We start from the raw sequence: 21,594 nt of genomic DNA, 5'->3' as shown, positions 1-21,594 counted from the left end.
GCTACTCCGCCGCGACCTCTGTAGCCGGTGCAGGACCCGGCATCCGCCCGAAGGCGGCGCGATAGGCGGCGGGTGTGGTCGAAAGCTGCTGGCGGAAGTGGTGGCGCAGCGTCTGGGTCGAGCCGAATCCGGAAGCTTCCGCGACCTGTTCCATGCCGAGTGCCGTTTCCTCCAGCAATTGCCGGGCGCGCGACAGCCGCTCGGACAAGAGCCAGCGCGCCGGCGTCGTGCCGGTCGCCGCCTCGAAGCGGCGCAGGAAGGTGCGCTCGCTCATGCCGGCGGCCTTGGCAAGCGCCGCAATCGAAAAATCTTCGCCGAGCCGCGCGCGCATCCGGTCAAGCAGCGGCCCGAGCCTGGCGCTCTCGTGCACATCCGGCACCGCCCGCTCGATGAACTGCGCCTGGCCGCCATCGCGATGCGGCGGCACGACGAGCCGGCGCGCCACGCGGTTGGCCGCCTCGCTGCCGAAATCGCGACGGATCAGATGCAGGCAGAGATCGATGCCGGCCGCACTGCCCGCCGAGGTCAAGACCTGGCCGCCATCGACATAGAGTACATCCGGCACCACCTCGATATCAGGGTAAAGCGCCTTCAGCTTGTCGGTATAGCGCCAATGGGTCGTCGCCCGGAGGCCCGAAAGCAGGCCGGCGGCGGCCAGCACGAAGACGCCGGAGCAGATGGAAAGCACGCGCGCGCCGCGGGCGTGGGCATCGCGCAGCGCCGCGCACACCGATTCCGGCACCGGCTGGTCGGCGCCGCGCCAGCCCGGCACGACGATCGTGCCGGCCTCCCTCAAAAGCTCGATGCCGCCGTCGGCGACGAAGCGCACGCCGCCGGTTGCCCGAAGCTCGCCCGGATCGACCGAGGCGACGGCGAAGCGATACCAGCCCTCGCCCATTTCCGGCCGCGGCAGGCCGAACATTTCGACGGCGACGCCGAACTCGAAGGTGCAGAGCCCGTCATAGGCGAGTGCCACGACGAGCGGGTTTGTGAGTGGCACAGCAGCGGAAAACGACTTTGGCATGATCTTGAGCATATATGGCAATGTTGCCAACTGCCAGCCCCGATCGAGCGCTGCTACACATCTCCTCGTCAACACGCACACCCCAAGGAGAGCCCGATGAGCACCGTCACCGAAATCGCCGCCGCATCGCCTGAAATCGCCATTGCCCATTTCGCCGGGCGCCTGAGCGTCGAGACCGATTGCTCCGACGTCGCCCAGGCGCTGAAGAGCGGCGATCAGGATTTCGTGCTGCTGCACGTCGTCGGCTCGGATGCGGCCTATGCCCGCCGCCATGTGCCGGGCGCGATCCACCTGCCCCACCGCCAGATTTCGGCCGAACGTCTGGCCGAATGGGCGCAAGACACCCTGTTCGTCGTCTACTGCGCCGGTCCGCATTGCAACGGCGCCGACCAGGCCGCACTCAAGCTCGCCCGCCTCGGTCGGCCGGTGAAGCTCATGATCGGCGGCATCACCGGCTGGGAGGACGAAGGTCTCGCCTTTGCGACTGGCGCTGCCCCCGGCGAAGCGCAGGCGCTGCTCGCCGCTTGAGCCGGCGCCGCCGAAGGCCCTTTGCAGCGCCGCACGCCTTGCCGGATGCACGGCACTGCAGCATTCTGGATCGCGGTCGGTTTCAGCCTGAAATCGATCGCGATTGCAGCCGATGATGCGGTAGGATCGCCCCTTCACCGGGCCTCCATAACCCGCGCCGGCCCGCTAACCCCTTTGCACGAGGTATCGCGATGACCGCGTCACCCCTTATCGTCCGCCCATTCGAACGAGATGACGTCGCCTGCGTGCTGCGGCTGATGCGCGACCTTGCGGTGTTCGAAGGCTACATCGACGATTTCCGCGTGACCGAAGGCGATCTGATCGCGCACGGGCTTGGCGACAACCCGCGCTTTGGCGTGCTGGTCGCCGAGCTTGGCGGCCGCGTCGTCGGCATCGCCGTGCACTACGTCATCCCCTGGACCTACGACCTGAAGCCGACGCTCGTGCTGAAGGAGCTTTTCGTCGATGAAACAGCACGTTCCCTGGGCGCCGGCGCGGCTTTGATCGAGGCGCTGAAACGCCACGCGGCGGCGATCGGCGCGCCACGCATCGAGTGGTCGGTGCTTGCGAGCAACGACGATGCGAAGCGCTTCTATCGGCGCCAGGGCGCCGTGCTCGACGCAATCTGGGAGCCCTGGTCGCTGTCGATCGGGAGTGATGACGCCTAAAAGAATGTGTCGGGATCCCGCCTTTGCCCCTACGGGCTATTGTCAGGAAAATCCTGGCCCTATCGGGTGAATAAGTTGGGGATTTTCCCGTAACCCAAATTGACTATTAAAATCCCCTTAAATTCCATTGCTTTCAGCGGCCTGTTTTGCCACACTGTACTTGCGATTGCGCCCCGGAAGTATGCAATCCCCGGAAGAGTATGCATGCTTGCGGTTATATTGCAGTGCAGTTGCTTTATTAATTTAATTGCGCGCTTGAGCCTCCGTCCCCACGGGGGCTCAATCATTTTTGGAGACCCCTTTTGGGTCCGTGACCGACTGGCATTGTCGGGACTTTCCAGAGATCGTTGCAAGATGTAGACGCAACGGAAGATAGCGCCCCAAACCGGTCGCTCCCGTCACGATTGCCGCAGGCCATTCTTGAAAATCAGCCGTCTTTGCACAGCCATCGCCCTGATGCTCCTGGCCTCCCCGAGCGCAGCCGGTTCCTTCGAGACCATGTCCGAGGAGGAGGTCGCAACCTATCTCCTGTTCGGATTGGATCGGCATGCCCCGGCACCGCCCGGGCTCTCGACCTTCTCCCCGTCCGCAAAGCCTTTGACCGTGGCGATCGCCATGGTGGAAGGCTCCCAGCGCGCCGAAATCGGGCGAATTACCGTCGAACGCACGGGCGCTTGCAGCTTCAAGGCGGAGCTTTCGGACACGGGTGCGCTTGCGGTCTTTCGGGCGGGAACGTTCTCTGTCGATTTCACCGCCCTTGAAACCGTCGAGACCAGCAAGACCGACGATGCAGCCGTGACGATCCTTGCCGGGGCGAAGATGCGGTGCCTCGCGTCACAATTCGACGGCGCATGCGGCCGGCTCAACAGCGAGGATGCCCCGCGCGGGCTTTGGCGCTGGAAGATCGGCCCGATGGAGAAGAACAAAAGTGGGAATTTGCAGATCGACCGGGCAAGGCTGAAAGAAGCCGTGGCTTACATGAAGGGCAAGATCTGCGTGCGATAGGCACCGGCCGGGATCGAAAACCCCGGCCGGCCTGGCTTGTCGCTTAGTGCCCGCCGAGCACCAGCGTCTGCACCGGCAGCATCAGCGCCTGGATGCGCAGGATCGCCGCATGCACGAGGCCGACCGCATCGACGCCGTGAAGATAGACCCATTGCAGCGTGCTGATCCCGGGCTTGTCCAGTTCCTCGTGGTTGCTGGTATAGGCGTTGGCGATGCAGCTGCTGCCCGGCGGCACGTCGTCGAGCACACCGGGGTAAAGCGGCTCCATCACCACGGTGAGCGTGCCCGGCTGCGAGATCTGCGCGATGTCGATCAACTGGTCGCTGGCGCGCACCTGGCCGGCGGCGATCACGTCCTGCACCTCGGTGACGACGAGCGGGATGATCGTGAACGGCTTGCCGACGCAGGTCGCCTCCCCGATCATGCCCACCTTCATCACCTGCGCCTCGATCTGGCCGAAGCCGGCGACCAGTCGCGCTCGCCCGGCATCTTCCGGGACGAGCACGCCAGCGGGCCTCAGCAGCGGATTGACGATTTCGCCGACCCTAAGCGTGAACTGCTGCAGCGTGCCCGATACGCCGGCACGCACGGTCGTCTTGGTGATGTCGACCTCCGCCTGTTTCAGCGCCGCTTCGGCGCTCGCCTTCTGCGAGGGCAGCAGCGAGGAAAGCTTCGTCTCCAGCGTCTGCTTGCCGGAAAGAGCAGCCGTCACGGCACCCTTGCGTCCTTCGAGCGCCACCTGACGGCGTTCGATCTCGCGCCGGGCAACGACATTGGGGTTGAGCTTGTTGAGTTCGACCTGCGTGTCGTATTCGTCCTGCGCCTGCTGCAGTGCGGCCTGTGCCTGGACGATCACGCCGTCGGCAGCGACAAGCTCGGTGCGGGCAACGGTGGTCTCGGCGTCGACTTCGGCGATCTGTCGCCGTGCGACCTCGGCCTTCGCCTCCTCCTCCGAGCTATCGAGTTTGAACAGCGGCTGGCCGGCCTTCACCTTCTCAAAGCGGGTGGCGTAAATTTCCGTCACACGCCCGTTGGTCTCAGGCAGCACCGCCACGGTGCGGAACGCCGCGGTGACGTTCTTGGTCGACGGATGGAAGTAGAAGATCAGGGTGATCAGCGAGATCGTCAGCACGATGCAGGCGGTGATGCCCCAGCGCAGTTCGAACCAGACGGAATAGATGGTGATTTCGCGCCCGATGCGTTTTCCCTGGCCGTAACGGCGGAAGAGATAGTCGGGCAGGATGGTCAGCATCGAGCAAAGGATGAACTCGAACATGGCTTATGCCTTCCCTTCCGTCGATGGCTGATCGGGTGACGGGTGGCCGGGCAAGGCGCGCGGCAGTGGCAGCGGCTCGGCCTCCACGTCCCTCGCCTCCGGCACGGTCGGTTGGTCCACCTTTCCGGCAATCCGCTCCAGCGAGCGGGAGATCGAGGAAAGCGGAGAAGAGAAATCCGGCAAATCGATCAGCGCCAGGAGCAACGCTGCACCCCAAAGGATGTTGTTGTGGGTGAGCAGCGACAGGAGCGCCAGGACCGCCACCAGCTCGAGCTGGATCTTGTTGGTCTTGTGCGCCATGAGCTCCGGCAGGGAGTGCAGCCGGAGATAGATCGTGCCGAGCGCGAAGACCGAAACGATCAGGAACACGGCAACCGCCGTGAGCAGCCAGTCGGACTGGCCGGGTGCCGTTATAAAGCCCGGAAGATGGTGAATGGCAGCAGGATGGATGGCTTCGGACATTACGCCTCCGCATATCGGACTGGACCAGGAGAATCGTACATTAGCACACCGCTAGAAAACAAAAACAAAAGCTTGCGCGCAACCGTGACTTGACGCCGGGTTGCTGCGCGACCTATCAGTTCGATGCGCTAGCGCTTTGAAATGACGCAGCTTTCGAGCAGGATCCTCGACGGCGTGCTGTTCCCGAGGGAACGGCGGCAGATGCCCGCCCGTCCTATCGCGCGCCTCATGCACGCGCGCCCCTTGCCCGCTGCCCCGAAGGAGACCGAGATGGCCCAGAACATATACGATAAGCCGGAATTTTTCGAAGGCTACAGCCAGCTCGGGCGCTCTGTGCACGGGCTCGCAGGGGCCGCCGAATGGCCGGCCATCCGTAGGTTGTTGCCGGATCTTTCCGGCAGCCGCGTCGTCGATCTCGGCTGCGGCTATGGCTGGTTCTCGCGCCATGCCCGCGAGGCCGGCGCCGCCCATGTGCTCGGGCTCGACCTCTCCGAAAAAATGATCGCCCGCGCCAAGGCCGACACGTCGGATCCGGCGATAGACTACAAGATCGCCGATCTCGACCAGCTCGACCTGCCGCAAGCGGGCTTCGACTTTGCCTACAGCTCGCTCGCCTTCCACTATGTCGAGGATTTCGGCCGGCTGGTCGCGACCATCCACCGCGCGCTGGTCCCCGGCGCCCACTTCGTCTTCACCATCGAGCACCCGATCTACATGGCCTCGCTCAATCCCGGCTGGCGCATCGCCGACGGCGAGCGCACCTGGCCGGTCGACCACTACTCAGCCGAAGGTCCGCGCACGACGAACTGGCTGGCGAAGGGCGTGATCAAGCACCACCGCACGATCGGCACGACGCTGAACACGCTGATGGGCGCAGGCTTTGCCATCCGCCACGTCGAGGAATGGCGGCCGACGGAAACACAGATCGAAGAGATTCCGGCGCTTGCGGAAGAGGTCGACCGGCCGATGATCCTGATCGTCAAGGTTCAGAAATAGACGCCGACGGCGGCCATGACATTGGCTGCCTCTCGCTCTTAGCCCTTCTCTTTCAGCGTCTCCTTCTGGGTGATCAGCCGGGCGCTGTGCTGGCCGCTCAAGTAGGTCCAGAACCAGCTCCAGGCGACGGCGAAGCGGCTGCGGGTGCCGATCAGGAAGTAGATGTGGGCGATGCCCCAGATCCACCAGGCAAGCGCGCCCTTGAGCTTGAAGCGGCCGAAATCGATGATCGCGGCGCGCCGGCCGATGGTGGCGAGGCTGCCCTGGTGGCGATAGCGGAAATCAGCCGGAGGCTTGGCGCCTGAAAGCCGCGCGCGGATGACGTCGGCCACATAGGCGCCCTGCTGTTTGGCGGCGGGCGCAATGCCCGGCACCGGCTTGCCGCCGTCATAGGTGACGGCAGCCGTATCGCCGATGACGAAGACGTCGGGGTGGCCGGGCGCCGTCAGGTCGGCGCCGACGATTGCCCGGCCGGCGCGGTCGGCCGCAATATCCAGCCAGCGGGCGGCGGGCGATGCCTGCACCCCGGCGGCCCAGACGAGGGTGCGGCTGCCGACGAATTGGTCGCCGATGACAACGCCCTCCTCCGTGCAGGAGGTCACAGGCGTGCCGGTGCGCACCTCGACGCCGAGGCGTTCCAGTTCCTTGACCGCATAGGCAGACAGATCCTCGCTGAAGGCGGCGAGAATGCGCGGCCCTGCTTCGACCAGGATCACGCGGGCCTGCCGGGTGTCGATGCGGCGGAATTCGTCGGGAAGCGTCCGGTGCGCCATCTCGGCGATGATGCCGGCAAGCTCGACGCCGGTCGGGCCGGCACCGATGACGGTGAAGGTCAGGAGGGCTGCACGAAGATCGGGATCCTCTTCCAGCTCCGCCCGCTCGAAGGCGAGCAGCACCCGGCGGCGGATCGTCGTCGCGTCCTCCAACGTCTTCAGGCCGGGCGCGAAGGGTTCCCATTCGTCATGGCCGAAATAGGCATGCGTCGCCCCCGTCGCCAGCACCAGCGTGTCATAGGCGATCCGCGTTCCATCCCGGAGCACCACGGCCTTTCCGGCCTCGTCGACATCGCTCACCTCGCCAAGCAGCGTCGTCACCTCCGGCCGGTCGCGCCAGAGGCTGCGGATCGGCCAGGCGATCTCGGAGGTCGCGATCAGCGTCGTTGCGACCTGGTAGAGCAAGGGCTGGAAGAGATGATGGTTGCGGCGGTCGATGAGCGTGATCCTGACCGGCGCGCCGGCGAGCCCCTTGACGAGCTGCAATCCGCCGAACCCGCCGCCGACGACGACCACGTGATGCCTGTCCTGCATGTTCTTCCCAGTCGGCTTTCAACTGGCCTTCCGTTGGACATGCCACAACATTGGGGTTGTGGCCGCCAAGCACAAGCGCAACCACCTCATGTCACCCTTGCAAAAAGTCAAGAACGGCGCGGAAAGCCGCCGCTCCGGTCAGCGCTCGTTCGGCGCGAGATGCCGGATCCGCGCCACATGCGCCTGAATGTCCTCCGCCGTGAACGGCGAATGGCGACGAACGTCGCTGGCGGGATCAAAGCCGAGGCCAAGGCGCTTTTCCGGGCGAAAGGACCGCAGGGGCCGGATCGGTCTCGGCGCAAATCCGCCGCCGCAGGTCGGGCAGACATTGTGAAGCACCGTTTCCACGCAGCTTGCGCAATAGGTGCATTCGTAGCTGCAGATGCGCGCGTCCAGAGACGCCGGCGGCAGGTCGCGGTCGCACAGTTCGCAGTTTGGTCTGAGTTCCAGCATGGTCGGCTCCAAGGGTGACGGATAATGGTCCCGCTTGCTCCCATGAAAAGCGTTTGGCATAAATGACAATATGCCCTCGCTTTACGCCAAACCCGAGAAAGCCGCGCGAACCGTCGCGATCATGCTCTTCGACCGCACTAAGCTGATCGACGTGACCGGACCGCTGCAGGTCTTCAACGACGCCCGCACCACGTCGGGCTCCCAGGCCTATTGCATCACCCTGGTCTCCGAGTGCGGCGGGCCGGTCGCAACGGATACGGGCGTTGCGCTCGACACAAGCCCCTTTGCCGATTGCTCCCCACCCGACACCCTGCTCGTCTCGGGTGGGCAGAGCGCGCTCGAGGCGGCGAATTCGGAAGGACTGCAGGCCTTCCTTTCCGCCATGGCCGGCCGATGCCGGCGCCTCGGCTCGATCTGCCTCGGTGCGTTCATTCTGGCGCGCGGCGGCCATCTTAATGGGCGGCGGGCAACGACCCATTGGGAAGATTGCGCCCAGCTGCAGCAGGATTTCCCAGAGATCGACGTGCGGGAGGATTCGATCTTCGAGGAGGATCGCGGGATCTGGACTTCAGCCGGCGTCACCGCCGGCATCGACATGGCGCTGGCGATGGTCGAAGAGGACCTCGGCCGCAGCGAGGCCTTGCGGCTCGCGCGCTCCCTGGTGCTTTACGTCAGGCGCACGGGCGGCCAGCGCCAGTTCAGCGCCGCCCTGCACCAGCAGATGACGAGCCGAAGCGACCGCTTCGACACGCTGGTGGCCGAGATCCGCGCCGACCTGGCAGCCGACCTCTCCGTGCCGCGGCTTGCGGAGATGGCGCGCATGAGCGAGCGCAATTTCTCCCGCCTGTTCACCCAGGAGATGGGAGCAAGCCCGGCGCAGTTCGTCGAGGAACTTCGGGTCGATGCGGCCTGCGAGGCGATAGAGCGTGGGGATGTGTCCGTCGCGCAGGCGCCGTTTCTCTTCGGCTTCGGCAACGCCGAGCGCCTGCGCCGCGCCTTTCAGCGCCGCAAGGGCATCGCGCCTTCGGACTATCAGGCGCGCTTCGGCCCTACAGCGCCACGCGCGTTGTCGGACCTGCAATTGGCCGACAGCATGAATCGGTGAGAGGAAACCTACGTGGCCGCGAAGGCGATATCCCCTGCCGCGTCCACCAGCACGATCTCGTCGCCGAGCGACCACTCCGCCGCGCGCGCGGCCAGTCGCGCCGGCACCATCGGCGAGCGGCCGGGACCGGGCGGCACGTCGTAGGTCGCATGCGCATCGTTGGCGAGGATCACGGTGAAGTCCTTCGCCATCGCCGTGCGGGCCGTCGCCGCCAGGCACATCTCCGAAAGCATGCCGCAGATCGCGATCGTCTCGATTTTGCGCGTCCTCAGTTGGTCTTCGAGGTCAGTGCCGTCGAAGCCGTCGTCGTTCCGCTTGCGCACGACAACCTCCCCGGCCTTCGCGGGAAAGAACAGCTGCCAGCCATCGGTCTCCGGTTCGTCGACGGCGCCCTTGGGCCCGTCGTTCTGCAGGAAGATCACCGGCACGCCGGCCGCGCGCGCATTCTGCAAAAGCAGGCCAACGGCCCGCTGCAGGTCGACATGGCCGGGCACGGCTTCCGGCCCGGAAATAAAGGCCCTCTGCACATCGACAATCACCAGCGCATCGGCAACCTCGCCGCCGACCGCCTGGCCCACTGCATCCTTCGTCATTTCGCCTCACACCGCATAATCGACCGGCACCGCCGTGCCGCTCTTTAAGATTTCCATCGAGATCGAGGCGGAGACGTCGAAGAGTTCGACCTTGCGCACGATCTGCTTGTAGACCACGTCGTAATGCTCGACCCGCGGCAGCACGACCTTGACGATATAGTCATGATTTCCCGTCAAACGATGGGCCTCGACGATTTCGGGGATATCGCTGATCGCGCGGCGGAAGGTCTCGATCCATTCGTCCGAGTGATGCGCCGTCTTGATCAGCGCAAAGACGGTGGTCGGCACGCCCATGCGCTCGCGGTCGAGCACGACGATGCGCCTGGCGATGTAACCCGCCTCCTCCAGCCGCTGGATGCGGCGCGAACAGGCCGAAAGCGATAGGTTCACCCGCTCCGCCAATTCGCCGACAGCCACGCTTGCATCCTGCTGCAGCAGCGCGAGCAGCTTCCTGTCTCTATCGTCGAGCACGCCGATCCCTCCCATGATCTGAAATTCATGCGCCTCATATTTGCACATTTACTGATCTATACACAAACAGATCGCGCGAAACACCGTTTTCGATCCGATCAAAGCGAACCATTGCCGCCGACCCTACGGCATAGTTCCTCCCATCAAACGACGGCCGCAACGGACGGCGACAACAGCGGACAGAGAGGAATGGTTATGCGCAAGATCGGTCTTATCGGCGGCATGAGCTTCGAAAGCTCGGCAGTCTACTACCGCATGGTCAACGAGGCTGTTCGCGAACAACTGGGCGGGCTGCATTCGGCCGAGGTGCTGCTGCATTCCGTCGATTTCCAGTCGATCGTCGACCTGCAGAAGGCCGGCCGCTGGGAAGACGCCGCCAAGCGCCTTGCCGATGTCGCCCGCGGCCTTCAAGCGGCCGGTGCGGACTGCGTGCTGATCTGCACCAACACCATGCACCTGATCGCCGGTGCCGTTCAGGCGGCGATCGACATTCCGCTCATCAACATCATCGACGAGACGGCCATGCGCCTGAAGGCGGCTGGCAGCCGCCGGCCGCTGCTGCTGGCCACGCGCTACACCATGGAACACGGCTTTTACGCCGAACGCATGAGAAGCCACGGCATCGACATCCTGGTGCCGGATGCGGACGGCCGCACGCTCGTGCACAACGTCATCTTCGACGAACTCTGCGCCGGCAAGGTGCTGCGCTGCTCCCGCCGAGCATTGATCGAGCTGATCGACAAGGCTGACGCGCAAGGCGCCGACGCCGTCATCCTCGGCTGCACCGAGATCTGCCTGACCCTCGACCCGCGCGCCCTGCCGCTGCCGGGCTTCGATTCCACCGCGATCCACGCCGAAGCCGCGGTTGCGTTCGCGCTGGAGGGCCTCGAGCTGGCGCGAGCGGCTTGAGCGCGGCACTCAGGCCTTGGAGGCTATACCCGAGGATGACTCGTCCGGGTCAAGCCCGGAGATGATTTAAGGGTTGCGCGCAAGCGGCTGCAGGAAGATGCGCTCATAGCTCACGAACGGCGGGGCGTCGGCATATCGCGCATTGGCGGCGATGCCATCCGGATCGGCGGCAACGTCGCTGCGATAGCGCAGGTACGCCGCCTCGTCCGGAAAGGTGAAGAGCGCGACGGCGATGTCGCCGGCGCCGTCTTCGCCCACCCCCGGAAAGCTGGCGCCGACGCCTACGGGTTTTTCGCGCGGCACGAAATAGCCGTGGTGCGTCCCGCCGTGCCGCTCGATCAGCGTCATCCAGGTCTGCGCATAGGCCTCGAACTCCGCCAGGCCGCCAGGCTTCAGCCGGTAGCGGATCTCGCAGGTGATGGATGTCTGTGACATGGCGGACTGATCTCCCGTCATCCGGTCTTCGCGCTCGACGATCGCATTGACGAAGCTCGTCTTCTCGGTGGTGTAGCGATCCCCGTCATACCGGTAGGTCTCGGCGAGGCTGGCCTTCAGCGCCGCATAGGCCAAGGCGGTGTCCGCATGCCCGCGCAGATGGTCGCGGAAGACCAGGCGGCGTCGATGGGTCTCGTTGTCGGGCGGGCAGAGATAGATCCGCTGCTTCGGCTCTCTCCCATGCAGCATGAAGGCCCAGACATCGTCGTCGTAGCGGTTGCCGCGCGCCTGATAGCCGGCCGAAACGAGCAAGGCACTGGCAGCCACAATGTCGGACAGGCCCCTCAAGGTGACATCGATATCGATGACGGCCTTTGCCGGCATGTCGGGAACGGCTGTGCTGCCGATGTGGTCGACGGCAATCACCAGCGCACCCAGGACACGCCGCAGTTCCTGCGCGATCTCCGAGTAGCGCTGCGGCCAGCTGGGATCATAGGCAACGATCTCCACCCGCGTCGCCATTTCAGGGCGCCGCGTCGTTGTCGATGCCGCCCTCTCCCGGGCGCGGCCCGCGAAGGCCGATGCAATTGCCCCAGGGGTCGCGCACCTGGCACATCCACAGCCGCTCCTGGATCGCCAGCGGCCCGCGATAGAGCAACGCGCCGAGCGCTGCGAAATGGGCAAGGGCCCGATCGAGATCCGCGACCGCCCAGTAGACGACGGAACCGGCAGCCCCGCTCGCCACCTTCTCGTCGGCCTGGACGATCTCGAGATCGGTCGCGCCGATCCGCAGATAGGCAAAATCAAAGGCGGCAAGAAACCGGCGTTCAGCGTCAGGAAATGCGCGCTGATACCAGGCAAGACCCGCCTGCGTATCGGCCACATGCACGAGAATGGCCGCCACGCCGTCCGTCATCAAACCCTCCATCCGCCATCCGGATCGCCTTGATACAGGATTCGCGGCCGTCTCAGGTGGAAATCGCCGGGGCGGCCGCCTGGCCGTGCCCGTCCGCGCCGCCCCCCACCGCCTGCCAGTCGCATTCGGCCAGTCCCGCCAGCCTGAACGGATCAACCAGCGTGCCGGAAACGATCGAGGCGAGCAGCGCCTGCATCGGCGAGGTGCGCGCGACTGTGGCCACCAGCCGGTCGCGCAGCCAGGCGAGAGCCGTCGAGTCCGACTGGTAGAAGGGCGTGAAGAGAAGCGACAGAAGCTGGAACAGCGCGACGTGGTTGCGGCGTGCGGCGGCATAGCTGGCAAGTGCGGTATCGAGATCGCCAGCCGTCTCCAGCGCATGCGAAAGTGCTGCGACATCGAGCAGCGCCATGTTCGCCCCCTGCCCGAGCTGCGGGCTCGTCGAATGGGCGCTGTCGCCGACAAAGGCGATGCGGCCGCAGGCCGGCGGGCGCATCGTGCGGTGCGCATAGCGCGCGAGCGTCAGCTGCTCCCAGTCCCTGATCTGATGCAGCAACGGCGCGCAATCCGGCCAGTAGTCGAGAATGCGCGCCTTCCAGCGGTCGAGCCCGGCCTGCCGTATCGCCTCCGCGTCCGCTACCCTGAGGCTCCAGAAGAAGGCGACGCGCTCTCGCTCGCCCATCCGCGCGCGGCCCGCCGGCAGGATGCCGATCATAACTTTCGCCCGGTCGTAGCGCTGCACCAATGCATGTGGATCATGCTTCAGACCGTCGCTGTCGAGCGTCGCCCAGAAGGCGCCATAGGCAAGCTCGCGCACCTTGGGCGCGGCGGTCGAACCGGCAGCGAGCGCCGAGCGCGCGCCGCTCGCATCGATCACCAGATCATAGGCGCCCGCCTCATGCCCCTGCGCATCCAGCAGCACGGCCTTGCCGCCCGCCATGCGAACATCGGTCAGTGTGACACCCGTCTTGACCGGCAGCCCGGCCGCGGCCACGGTGTCGTGAATCGTATTGAACAGGGCCGCGCGCTGCACTGCCAGCCCGAAGCGCCCACCGGCAAGCGCGTCATAGCGCACGTCGAGCACGGTGCGCCCGGATCTGGCATCCGCGCCATAGAGCCGGTCGATCCGGCTGCCGAGTGCAAGAATAGGATCGAGCAGACCGAGCGTGTTCAGGACCGTGAGCCCCGTTGGCTGCAGCATCAGCCCGGAACCGACAGGCGACGCCACGTCGAAACGCTCGAGGACATCCACCCGATGGCCGCGCCGCGACAGCATCAGTGCCGCTGCCAGCCCCGCCGGGCCGGCGCCCGCTATGCCGATATGAAGTGTCTTCATGGTTCCCCGAGGTGACGCGGATGATCGACGAAACTATGGGGAAAATCAAAGTGCTAGGGCAAGGTCACGGTAGCGGGACACGACGTCGCGCGTGATGCCTGAAGTCGCGTCATACCGCAAAGGAACGGCCGCCGCTCATGTGGCCTGTCGGTCGCCTTCTCCCAGCACGTGAGCGAGCGACACCCTCGACGTCCCCAGCGCGGCGGCTCCGTTCGCCAACAGGACCAGCGGACAAGTCCCCTCTCACCGCCTGCGGAGAGAGGGTTAGTGCTCGGGTTAAACCCGAGGAGAGACGCAAGCCCGCAAGCGATCGTCGGAAACACATAAGCAAGGCGCGCGACACAGGCACGCGAACGCGCCCACGCCAGCGAGGCACAGTAGAGCGATCGCCCCTACCCCTCCGCGTCATAGACCTCGCGCGCGGCCCGGATGGCGCCGTGGTTTTCCACCGACCAGTCGACGAAATGCTTGAGCAGGCCGAGCAGCGAGCGGCCGAGATCGGTCAGCGCATATTCGACGCTCGGCGGCTGCGTCGGGTAGACGGTGCGGTGGATGTAGCCGTCGCGCTGCAGGTCGCGCAGCGTCTGGGTCAGCATGCGCTGGGAAATGTCGGGGATCAGCCGGCGGAGTTGTGAGAAGCGCAAGGGGCCGTCGGCGAGCGACAGGATCATCAGCGAATTCCACTTGCCGCCGATATTGTCCATGACGTCGCGGACCGGGCAGTTTTCCATATCCATCGGCACGCCGCAGACGATCGCCACGCGCTTGCCCTTCATGTCCCCGGTCGGCTTGTTCATCGACGGTACCCTTCTTGTAACCACAGCAGAAAAAACTGCCTCCTTTACAGCCCTACGGCGATTACGGGATAAGAGCAAGTCTCAAAAAGAGACCATGTGCCGACGCATCTCCCAGGCGACGGCATGAAGAGCCGGCGAGACCTGCGCCGCGGCGTTCCGCCCGCGTTTTCCGTCTCGGCCCAAACAGGAAAAGGTAAAGACCATGTCCGATACATTGCTCGTCACCGGCGCAACCGGCCAACTCGGCAAGCTTGTGCTCGACCAGCTTCTGGCGTCCGGCGTCGCACCGAGCCGGATCATCGCCACCAGCCGCGACACGGCCAAGCTCGCCGATTACATCGCCAGGGGCGTCCAGGCCCGCGTCGCCGATTTCGACGATCCCGCTTCGCTCGACCAGGCCTTCGCCGGCGCCGACCGCATCCTGATCATCTCGACCGACGCGCTGGATCAGCCGGGCAAGCGACTGAAGCAGCATCTTGCTGCCGTCGCCGCCGCGAAGAAGGCCGGCGCCAAGCACATCGTCTACACCTCGATGCCGAGCCCGGAGACCTCGGTCATTCCCTTCGCACCCGATCATCTCGGCACCGAAAACGCCATCAAGGCGACCGGCATTCCCTACACCATCCTGCGCAACGGCTGGTACATGGAGAACCTGTTCATGGCGCTGCCCCATGCGCTTGAGACCGGGCAATGGTATTCCTCGTCGGGCGAAGGCCGCCTCGCCCACATCGCCCGCGCCGATGCCGCCAAGGCTGCAGCCGCAGCCCTTGCCTCCTCCACCGGCGAGAGCCACACTTACACGCTGACCGGCGGCGAACTGCGCTCGACGGACGAGATTGCCGCCCTCGTCGCCAAGGCGACCGGCAAGCCGCTCAATGTCGTGCACATCTCCGACGAGGCGCTTGCAGGTGGCCTGAAGAGCGCCGGGCTGCCGGACTTCCTGATCCCGATCGTCGTCTCCTTCGACGCCAACACCCGCGGGGGCCACATCGACATGGTGACGAGAGATGTCACAGCGCTGACCGGCGCAACGCCGGTGACGCTCGCCACCTTCCTCGAAGCGAGCAAAGCGCGACTTGCGGGCTAAGCGATAAGCCAACCGGCGGGAGCCCGGCCGTTTGCGCCGGGCTCTTGAAACGATTTGCCATCCTGTCGGCATCGGGCTGGCACCAGGCGCCCGTCCTGCGGCGAGACAATCCTCGCCATGGACGCCGGCATTATTTGTTCTTGCTTTGTTCACTTATTCGCTCTATGAATTCTCCCGGCTTCACCGCTTCAAAAAAGGGGACATCATGAGCGTTTATCTGACCGTCGGTGCTTTGGATTCCGCCAGATCCAATGCCTTCTACGATGCCGCCTTGGCGACGATCGGCTGGAAGACGCACACGGAATTTCCGGACTGGCGCGCCTATTCCGAAGGCGGAACTGGCAATGGTCCCGTGCTGTGGGTCTGCAAGCCCTTCAACAACGAGCCGGCAAGCGCTGGAAATGGCTCGATGGTCGGCTTCATGGTCCAGTCCCGTCAGGACGTCGATGCCTTCTACCAAGCGGGCATGGCCAATGGCGGAACGGATGAGGGCGCCCCCAATCCGCGTCCGCATTATGGGCCGCACTGGTACGCCGCCTACATGCGCGATCCCGCCGGAAACAAGATTTCCGTCGTCTATAACGGTTAGCACGTCGCTGCCTTGGCGGGATACTTTAACCGGCATCCGAAGCGCCGGGCACAACGGCATGGGACGTTGATGCCGTCACGCGGGCTTGGCAGCGTTTGCCGCTCCCTAGCGGTTGGCCTCCACCGGCGAAGCATCGGCCCTTAGCGCCAGCTCGGCCAGAACGAGCGCGCCGACGCCGGCGAGAAAGAAGCCGGCCGCAAGGTTGAGCGTCGTGCCATCGTAGAAGGCCCCCACCGCGATCGAAAACACCGTCGCAACAAGGCTGGAGCCGGAGGCGATCAGCGACGCGCCGAGACCTGCCACCTGCCCCAGGGAACGCATGGCCATGGCGTTGAGATTGCCGAACAGCACGCCGACCGCAAAGAAGGCGGCAAAGCCGAGCATCAGCAGCACCGCAAGCGGCGGCCGCCCGCCCCAGTAGAGCGAGGCCACGAGCATCGCCAGGCCGGAAGCGGCCAGGCCGACGAAGCCCCGGCGCGCCATCGCCTCCGCGCCGAAGCGCTGCACGAGCTTGGCATTAAGGAACGAGGCCAGCCCGATGCCCGTCGCCAACATGGCAAAATAGAGCGGAAAGGTCTCGCCGATCCCGTAGGCGTCGAAGAAGAGGTCGGCCGCCGTGCTCAGATAGAGAAGCTGCGCGCCGAAGACGAGCCCGGTCGCAACGATCAGCAAGGCTACCCGCCGATGCGACAGGATGCGCCGCCCGTTCGACACGAGAAGCCGCGGGCGAAAGGGAATGCGTTTGTCGGCCGGCAATGTTTCCGGCTGCCGCATCACCAGCCAGAGGCCGAGAACGCCCGCCGCCGCGAGATAGACGGCAAAGATGCTGCGCCAGCCGGCCACAGTGATGATCCCCTGCGCCAGTGTCGGCGCCAGCATCGGCACGAGAATGAACAGCGTGAACATGAACGACATGACGCGGGCCATGGCGTCACCCTCGAACTGGTCGCGGATCATCGCCCTCGTCGCGATCTTCGGCCCGGAGACGCCGACACCCTGAAGAAACCGGCCGAGGATGACCATTTCGAGCGAGCCCGCCACCATGGCGATGACCGTTCCGAGCGCATAGACGCCAAGACCCAGGACCAGCGCCCTCTTCCGCCCCATTGCATCGGAAAGCGGCCCGAGCAAAAGCTCGCCGAACGCCATGCCGAGGATGAACAGTGAAATCACATGCTGGGTGGAAAGCGGCGGCGCGACGCCGACATCGGCGCCGATCTGGCGCAGCCCCGGCAACAGCGCGTCGATGCTGATCGAGGTCAGCGATGTCAAAAGCGCATAGAGAACGATGCGCTCGCGAAAACTGGTGGGAGATGTCATTGGCCGCACATTTGGGAGAACTGAGGCGCAACCTATAGCAGTCTTGCCGCAAGATGGGTGCGGCCATCGCAAGATTTCTCCGCAAAGTTTTTGAGCACTTTCCCGCCAGGAAGCGCGTGAAAACAAGACGCTACCGCATCAACCACCCGGCCATCGAAATGCAGGTCTAGTCTTTGACGGCAAGAAACAGGCCGCTTTCCTTCTGCACTTTCAATACGCCGCCGCCTTCGGCGAAGGCAGAGTGGATCGCTTCCTTGAAGGTAGAAAGTTGATCGTCTGCGGCTTGGTCTCCAGGGGGAAAGGAGGTCAAGGCCAGGTACACGTCGTTCGGATCGGTCACTTCCATATGGGCGGGATGAATGTAGCAGTTAACATTTCCAAACCGCTCCTGAAGCAGCGCCTCGGCGTGCGTGAACCCGAAGGCGGCAGCGGCCGGATCATAAGGTGTTCCGCCGAACGTCGTCGTCAATTCGTAGAGGCGGCGCATATTGTTCGTGCCGTTGGTCGTGACCGCCAGGAAACCTCCGGGCTTCAGAATGCGAAACATGTCGGCGACCGCCGCCACGGGATCGGCCACGTGATAGAGCATGTGCATGGCGACAACGCCATCGAAACGCTCATCCTCGAACGGCAACGCCGCCGCATCCGCCACCCCGCCATTCACCGACCCGAACGGCAACGGCGCACAGCGTTTCATGGCTTCATCGACCATGCCTTGAGATAGATCCGTCAGGGTGAGATCGAGATCGCGAGGGACGGCGTCCGTCACCGCCTCCCAAAACCATGCTGGACCGCAACCGACATCCACGATCCTGTCGCCGGCCTTCAAGGGAAGGTGGCTTGCGATCCACGGGAACCATGGGCGATCAGATACGGTGTACTGGGATGCAAGACGCGCTCGTGCTGCGAGGTTTTGGCTGTTGCCGTACTGTTTTGCATTGCCCGTTGTCAGTGACGTCACCTCGACCTCCTCGATCGATTGTCCGCTTCGGCGGCTTCTCACCGAGATGAGACCAGCCGCAAACCACCCCTGTCATCCCTGAAAATACTCTTCCTGATCAATGGCTTGCAACGATACTACCGCCTTCGGCCTGAAGCCGCAGATGCGCGGCATCCGCCAGGCTGACGACGGCTCGGTTCCTGAAAAAATCGTCCTCGCGCAGGTGGGTGATGCTTCCGGATTTCGCCGGGAAGCTCAAGAAACCGGCGGCCTCGATCGGAACCTTCATCCAGGCGGCCATCACCAGCGTCAGCGTGAAGCCGTGGGTGACGATGATCTGCGTTGGGCAAGACCTCGCCACAATCGCTTCGACGCAAGGGTAGACCCGTAGCGCCACGTCGCGGCGAGTTTCCGCACCCTCGATGCCGCAATCATAATCCAGCCTCTCGTCGTCAGGCGCCGCGGTATAGCGCGCATCGAGCCAGGCCTGCGGTTTGCCGCCGGCCACGCCATAGCTGATTTCGCGAAGGGCGGCGGTTTCCGTCACGGGCGCGGCAAGGCGTGCGGCGATCGCCGCCGCCGTTTCGGCAGTGCGCAAGAGGTCGGAGCTGAAGATCTCGACCTGCCTCCCGCCGACAAGGGTCGCGAGACGCTCGGCCGTGGCCTCAGCATCCTGCCGGCCGCGCTCGGTCAGGCCGGTGTCGTACCACCCGCCCACCCTGCCCTCGACGTGGTGGACGGACTGCGTGTGGGTGACGACGAAGAGTTCCTTCATGGCGAAGGGCCCTCAGACTTCTTGGTCAGACCTCCTGGCCGCAGGCGCGGCGGAAGCGGCGCACGGTCTCGGCCATGCCGTATTCCAGCGCATCGGCGGTCAGGCCGTGGCCGATCGAGACTTCGGCAAGGTTCGGAATGTGCTTTGCAAGCAGCGGCAGGTTGGCGACCGTCAGGTCGTGGCCGGCATTGACGTCGAGACCGAGCTCGACCGCCATCGCCGCCGTACGGCCGAGTTCGCCGGCGATCTTCTCGGCTTTCTCCGGATCGTCATAGCAGCCGCCATAGGGGCCAGTGTAGAGCTCGATGCGGTCCGCACCCGTTTCTCTGGCGATGCGCAGCGCTTCCATGTCCTCGTCGCCACCGGCAAACAGCGAGACACGAAAGCCCTTCTTCTTCAGCCGGCCGACGACATTGCCGAGCAGATTGTGGTTTTTGCGGAAATCCCAGCCGTGGTCGGAGGTCGCCTGCGCCGGATCGTCCGGCACCAGCGTCACCTGCTCCGGCCGGTGCGCTTCGACGAGACCGAGGAACTCCTCGTTCGGGTAGCCTTCCATGTTGAATTCCGTCGCCGGGAATGCACCGTCGATCAGGTCGCGGATCGGCTGCAGGTCGGAAAAGCGGACATGGCGCTGATCCGGCCGGGGATGCACCGTCAGACCGGCGGCGCCGGCTTCGAGCGCGATGCGCCCGAGCGCGGTGACGGACGGCCAGGGCAGATCGCGCCGGTTGCGAAGCATTGCGACGGCATTCAGATTCACGGACAGTTTTGCAGGCATGTCTGAACTTTCCAGAGGCGGGGCCGCTCACGGCCCGATGCGGGCAATGTGGATGCAATGTTCTACTGCATATTTAACGAAAGCAGAAACGGTTTGAGGTCGGGATTATGCAGCAATTCCAAGGAGTACCAATGCAATGGCCGCGGCAATGGCGCGCAGTGCGTTTGCCCGCCTTGTCTTGATCGAATCTTGACAATCGATCTCTCTAATATGCAGGAAAGCTCAATCACCGGAACGAAACCTTCGCGCCGACGGCACGTCGGCTCCGGGTGAGCGGTCACCGCTACGATCTGTCACAGGGATTAAGGACGCAATTTTTACGTTTATTTCAGAAAAAACTCAAATTTGGCGTCTACCACCCCTGACAACCACTTCTTTTGGCCTTAAATTTCCGAATCAGATCGAATGGCCCTGGCCTAAGCCGCGATCGCTTTCATAGATTTTCAGATCACATGACACTGGAGCAAGCACCGATGACGACGGTCGAAAGACCCTGCGATGAGACGATACGGCGGACCCTCCGTCGCATCCTCGAAAGCAAGGCTTTCGCGCGTTCCGAGCGCTTGCGGGCGTTTCTTTCCTATGTCGTCGAAAAAGAGATGATCGGCGAAGGCCATCAGCTCAAGGGCTACTCGATCGCCATCGACGTCTTCGACCGGCCGCAGGCCTTCAACGCCGACAGCGACCCGCTGGTGCGCGTGCATGCCGGCAAGCTGCGCAAGCTGCTCAAGGCCTTTTACGAGGGCGACGGCGCCGACGAGGAATGGCGCATCGCCATCCCGAAGGGCACCTACGTTCCGGAATACCGCCACGCGCGGACGGAAGTGGCCGAAACGGTCGCCCCCGCGTCGCGCCAGCCGAAGCCGGCCAAGCGACGCTTTGCCGGGCATCGCCCCGCCTGGCCGCCGGCGCCGCTCTCTTCGCCGCTCTCCGTTCTGAGCGTCCTGCCGCTGTTGCTCTTTGCGCCGATGCCGTCGCAGGAAATGACGCTGGACCTCGACGCCCAGGCCAAACTCTTCAACGCCCGCCACGCCACCGAGCGGGTGCTCCCCGCCGTCACCGTGAAGCTCAGCGGCGCCGAAAACAGCGATGCGAAGGCCTTCGCCACGGCGCTTCGGCTTGCCGCCCAGCGTCACAAGACACTGGCGCGCGCCACCGACGGCGACACCGGCCGCCCCGTTTCGCGCAACTCCGCCCTCTCCTTCACCGTGCAGGTGACCTGGTACGAGGCACCGGCCCAGGGCATTCGCGTCACGCTCTCCCATGACGGCGAGACGGTGCCGTTGCGCCAGGACTTCATCACCTGGAAGCGGCTCGAGACCGAGCCGGACCTGCTTTTCGAGAGCATGTCGCTCGCCGCCGAACTGTTTTCGCTCGATGGCGAGATCTACAATCACGCCCGCGAAGAGCAGATCGAAAGCCCGCTGATGGGCTGCATGGCCGCTACCCAGCGCTATCGCAAGCACCTTACCCGCGACACCTTCGAGACTGCCTGGTCCTGCCAGCAGAAACTCTCGCCGCTGCGCGGCGACGAGCCGCTGTTCATCCTCAGCGCCAACAGCCCGCTCAAGGTCATCGGACACTGAACGTGCCCGGCGGGCCGGCAAGAGCGGCCCGCATGAAGCGGCTGCGGACCCGCGGTCCAGCATACTCACCCGCCTTACTAAAGACTGGTCATATTAGCGATTCGCGTATACGGTACACGCATGCGTTGGGAATGGGTGCCTGGGTGCTCGTCAGGCAAGCATCGATGTCCTGAGTAAACCGTGCCTTGCGCGCGGAGGTGCCCCAACCGAGCAGCAGGTATTGTCGTTGACGATCAACGAG

Annotated in this window: 24 protein-coding genes; 9 read left to right on the top strand and 15 right to left on the bottom strand. The window is 64.5% G+C overall.

Annotated elements, in window-relative coordinates:
• Position 1: 1 nt before the first annotated feature.
• Entirely contained in the window at positions 2-1,036 is a 1,035-nt protein-coding gene (gene ftrA, locus JVX98_RS09345; RefSeq protein WP_205239416.1) for a transcriptional regulator FtrA, read from the bottom strand.
• A gap of 84 nt (positions 1,037-1,120) precedes the next feature.
• Here ftrA and JVX98_RS09340 point away from each other — a divergent pair, with 84 nt between their 5' ends.
• The 3 genes from JVX98_RS09340 to JVX98_RS09330 all read left to right on the top strand — a co-directional run bounded on the left by JVX98_RS09340 (position 1,121) and on the right by JVX98_RS09330 (position 3,225).
• Positions 1,121-1,552 (top strand): rhodanese-like domain-containing protein, encoded by a 432-nt coding sequence (locus JVX98_RS09340; protein ID WP_205238400.1) that lies wholly within the window; start codon positions 1,121-1,123, stop codon positions 1,550-1,552.
• A gap of 191 nt (positions 1,553-1,743) precedes the next feature.
• Entirely contained in the window at positions 1,744-2,220 is a 477-nt protein-coding gene (locus JVX98_RS09335) for a GNAT family N-acetyltransferase (RefSeq protein WP_205238399.1), read from the top strand.
• A gap of 420 nt (positions 2,221-2,640) precedes the next feature.
• Positions 2,641-3,225 (top strand): hypothetical protein, encoded by a 585-nt coding sequence (locus JVX98_RS09330; protein ID WP_205238398.1) that lies wholly within the window; start codon positions 2,641-2,643, stop codon positions 3,223-3,225.
• Between the two features lie 43 nt (positions 3,226-3,268).
• On the opposite strand, the gene JVX98_RS09325 is transcribed toward JVX98_RS09330, so the two are convergent.
• Together JVX98_RS09325 and JVX98_RS09320 are read right to left on the bottom strand one after the other, a co-directional pair.
• Complete coding sequence (locus JVX98_RS09325; protein ID WP_192446655.1) at positions 3,269-4,501, bottom strand: HlyD family secretion protein; 1,233 nt, start codon at positions 4,499-4,501, stop codon at positions 3,269-3,271.
• 3 nt (positions 4,502-4,504) lie between these two features.
• A complete protein-coding gene (locus JVX98_RS09320; protein WP_192446656.1) occupies positions 4,505-4,963 on the bottom strand; it encodes a hypothetical protein in 459 nt (152 codons plus the stop codon).
• Positions 4,964-5,233: 270 nt separating this feature from the next.
• Between JVX98_RS09320 and JVX98_RS09315 the strand changes: the two genes are divergently transcribed.
• Positions 5,234-5,959 carry a bifunctional 2-polyprenyl-6-hydroxyphenol methylase/3-demethylubiquinol 3-O-methyltransferase UbiG gene (locus JVX98_RS09315; RefSeq protein ID WP_192446657.1) on the top strand — a complete coding sequence of 242 codons (726 nt, stop codon included), beginning with the start codon at positions 5,234-5,236 and terminating at the stop codon, positions 5,957-5,959.
• Positions 5,960-5,997: 38 nt separating this feature from the next.
• Here JVX98_RS09315 and JVX98_RS09310 read toward each other — a convergent pair whose 3' ends face one another.
• Together JVX98_RS09310 and JVX98_RS09305 are read right to left on the bottom strand one after the other, a co-directional pair.
• Positions 5,998-7,266 carry an NAD(P)/FAD-dependent oxidoreductase gene (locus JVX98_RS09310; protein ID WP_205238397.1) on the bottom strand — a complete coding sequence of 423 codons (1,269 nt, stop codon included), beginning with the start codon at positions 7,264-7,266 and terminating at the stop codon, positions 5,998-6,000.
• Between the two features lie 138 nt (positions 7,267-7,404).
• Positions 7,405-7,719 carry a DUF1272 domain-containing protein gene (locus JVX98_RS09305; RefSeq protein WP_205238396.1) on the bottom strand — a complete coding sequence of 105 codons (315 nt, stop codon included), beginning with the start codon at positions 7,717-7,719 and terminating at the stop codon, positions 7,405-7,407.
• A 70-nt stretch (positions 7,720-7,789) separates the two neighbouring features.
• Between JVX98_RS09305 and JVX98_RS09300 the strand changes: the two genes are divergently transcribed.
• A complete protein-coding gene (locus JVX98_RS09300) occupies positions 7,790-8,824 on the top strand; it encodes a GlxA family transcriptional regulator (RefSeq protein ID WP_246764985.1) in 1,035 nt (344 codons plus the stop codon).
• Positions 8,825-8,832: 8 nt separating this feature from the next.
• Here the strand turns inward: JVX98_RS09300 and JVX98_RS09295 are convergent, their stop codons facing one another.
• Complete coding sequence (locus tag JVX98_RS09295; protein WP_246764984.1) at positions 8,833-9,402, bottom strand: isochorismatase family protein; 570 nt, start codon at positions 9,400-9,402, stop codon at positions 8,833-8,835.
• A gap of 21 nt (positions 9,403-9,423) precedes the next feature.
• Positions 9,424-9,888, bottom strand: a complete 465-nt coding sequence (locus JVX98_RS09290) for an Lrp/AsnC family transcriptional regulator (RefSeq protein WP_043622517.1) — start codon at positions 9,886-9,888, stop codon at positions 9,424-9,426.
• Positions 9,889-10,077: 189 nt separating this feature from the next.
• On the opposite strand from JVX98_RS09290, the gene JVX98_RS09285 reads away from it, so the two are divergent.
• A complete protein-coding gene (locus JVX98_RS09285; RefSeq protein ID WP_205238394.1) occupies positions 10,078-10,797 on the top strand; it encodes an aspartate/glutamate racemase family protein in 720 nt (239 codons plus the stop codon).
• A gap of 66 nt (positions 10,798-10,863) precedes the next feature.
• On the opposite strand, the gene JVX98_RS32655 is transcribed toward JVX98_RS09285, so the two are convergent.
• The 4 genes from JVX98_RS32655 to JVX98_RS09265 form a co-directional block, all read right to left on the bottom strand.
• Positions 10,864-11,754: a GrpB family protein gene (locus tag JVX98_RS32655; RefSeq protein ID WP_205238393.1), complete on the bottom strand. Its 891-nt coding sequence runs from the start codon at positions 11,752-11,754 to the stop codon at positions 10,864-10,866.
• 1 nt (position 11,755) lies between these two features.
• The gene (locus tag JVX98_RS09275; RefSeq protein ID WP_192446665.1) at positions 11,756-12,148 is read right to left on the bottom strand and encodes a glyoxalase/bleomycin resistance/dioxygenase family protein; all 393 of its coding nucleotides are present in this window, start codon (positions 12,146-12,148) and stop codon (positions 11,756-11,758) included.
• Positions 12,149-12,200: 52 nt separating this feature from the next.
• Positions 12,201-13,481, bottom strand: coding sequence for an NAD(P)/FAD-dependent oxidoreductase (locus tag JVX98_RS09270; protein ID WP_205238392.1), 1,281 nt, complete (start codon positions 13,479-13,481; stop codon positions 12,201-12,203).
• Between the two features lie 392 nt (positions 13,482-13,873).
• Positions 13,874-14,278 carry a helix-turn-helix domain-containing protein gene (locus JVX98_RS09265; protein WP_060605391.1) on the bottom strand — a complete coding sequence of 135 codons (405 nt, stop codon included), beginning with the start codon at positions 14,276-14,278 and terminating at the stop codon, positions 13,874-13,876.
• Between the two features lie 202 nt (positions 14,279-14,480).
• Here JVX98_RS09265 and JVX98_RS09260 point away from each other — a divergent pair, with 202 nt between their 5' ends.
• Positions 14,481-15,365, top strand: a complete 885-nt coding sequence (locus tag JVX98_RS09260; protein ID WP_205238391.1) for an NmrA family NAD(P)-binding protein — start codon at positions 14,481-14,483, stop codon at positions 15,363-15,365.
• A gap of 205 nt (positions 15,366-15,570) precedes the next feature.
• Positions 15,571-15,954, top strand: a complete 384-nt coding sequence (locus JVX98_RS09255) for a VOC family protein (RefSeq protein ID WP_192446668.1) — start codon at positions 15,571-15,573, stop codon at positions 15,952-15,954.
• A 105-nt stretch (positions 15,955-16,059) separates the two neighbouring features.
• Here the strand turns inward: JVX98_RS09255 and JVX98_RS09250 are convergent, their stop codons facing one another.
• From JVX98_RS09250 to JVX98_RS09235, 4 genes are all read right to left on the bottom strand, one after another.
• Positions 16,060-17,274, bottom strand: a complete 1,215-nt coding sequence (locus tag JVX98_RS09250; protein WP_205238390.1) for a multidrug effflux MFS transporter — start codon at positions 17,272-17,274, stop codon at positions 16,060-16,062.
• Positions 17,275-17,440: 166 nt separating this feature from the next.
• Positions 17,441-18,235 (bottom strand): class I SAM-dependent methyltransferase, encoded by a 795-nt coding sequence (locus tag JVX98_RS09245; RefSeq protein ID WP_205238389.1) that lies wholly within the window; start codon positions 18,233-18,235, stop codon positions 17,441-17,443.
• A 97-nt stretch (positions 18,236-18,332) separates the two neighbouring features.
• Positions 18,333-18,989, bottom strand: coding sequence for a histidine phosphatase family protein (locus JVX98_RS09240; RefSeq protein ID WP_205238388.1), 657 nt, complete (start codon positions 18,987-18,989; stop codon positions 18,333-18,335).
• A 25-nt stretch (positions 18,990-19,014) separates the two neighbouring features.
• Entirely contained in the window at positions 19,015-19,767 is a 753-nt protein-coding gene (locus tag JVX98_RS09235) for a pyridoxine 5'-phosphate synthase (protein WP_205238387.1), read from the bottom strand.
• A 473-nt stretch (positions 19,768-20,240) separates the two neighbouring features.
• On the opposite strand from JVX98_RS09235, the gene JVX98_RS09230 reads away from it, so the two are divergent.
• Complete coding sequence (locus JVX98_RS09230) at positions 20,241-21,353, top strand: hypothetical protein (RefSeq protein WP_192446673.1); 1,113 nt, start codon at positions 20,241-20,243, stop codon at positions 21,351-21,353.
• The last annotated feature ends 241 nt before the right edge of the window (positions 21,354-21,594 follow it).

Origin of the sequence: Ensifer sp. PDNC004, assembly GCF_016919405.1 — a bacterium.
GTDB lineage: Bacteria > Pseudomonadota > Alphaproteobacteria > Rhizobiales > Rhizobiaceae > Ensifer.
The sequence above is the reverse complement of the archived record's forward strand: the minus strand, read 5'-3'. Positions and strand labels throughout refer to the sequence as shown.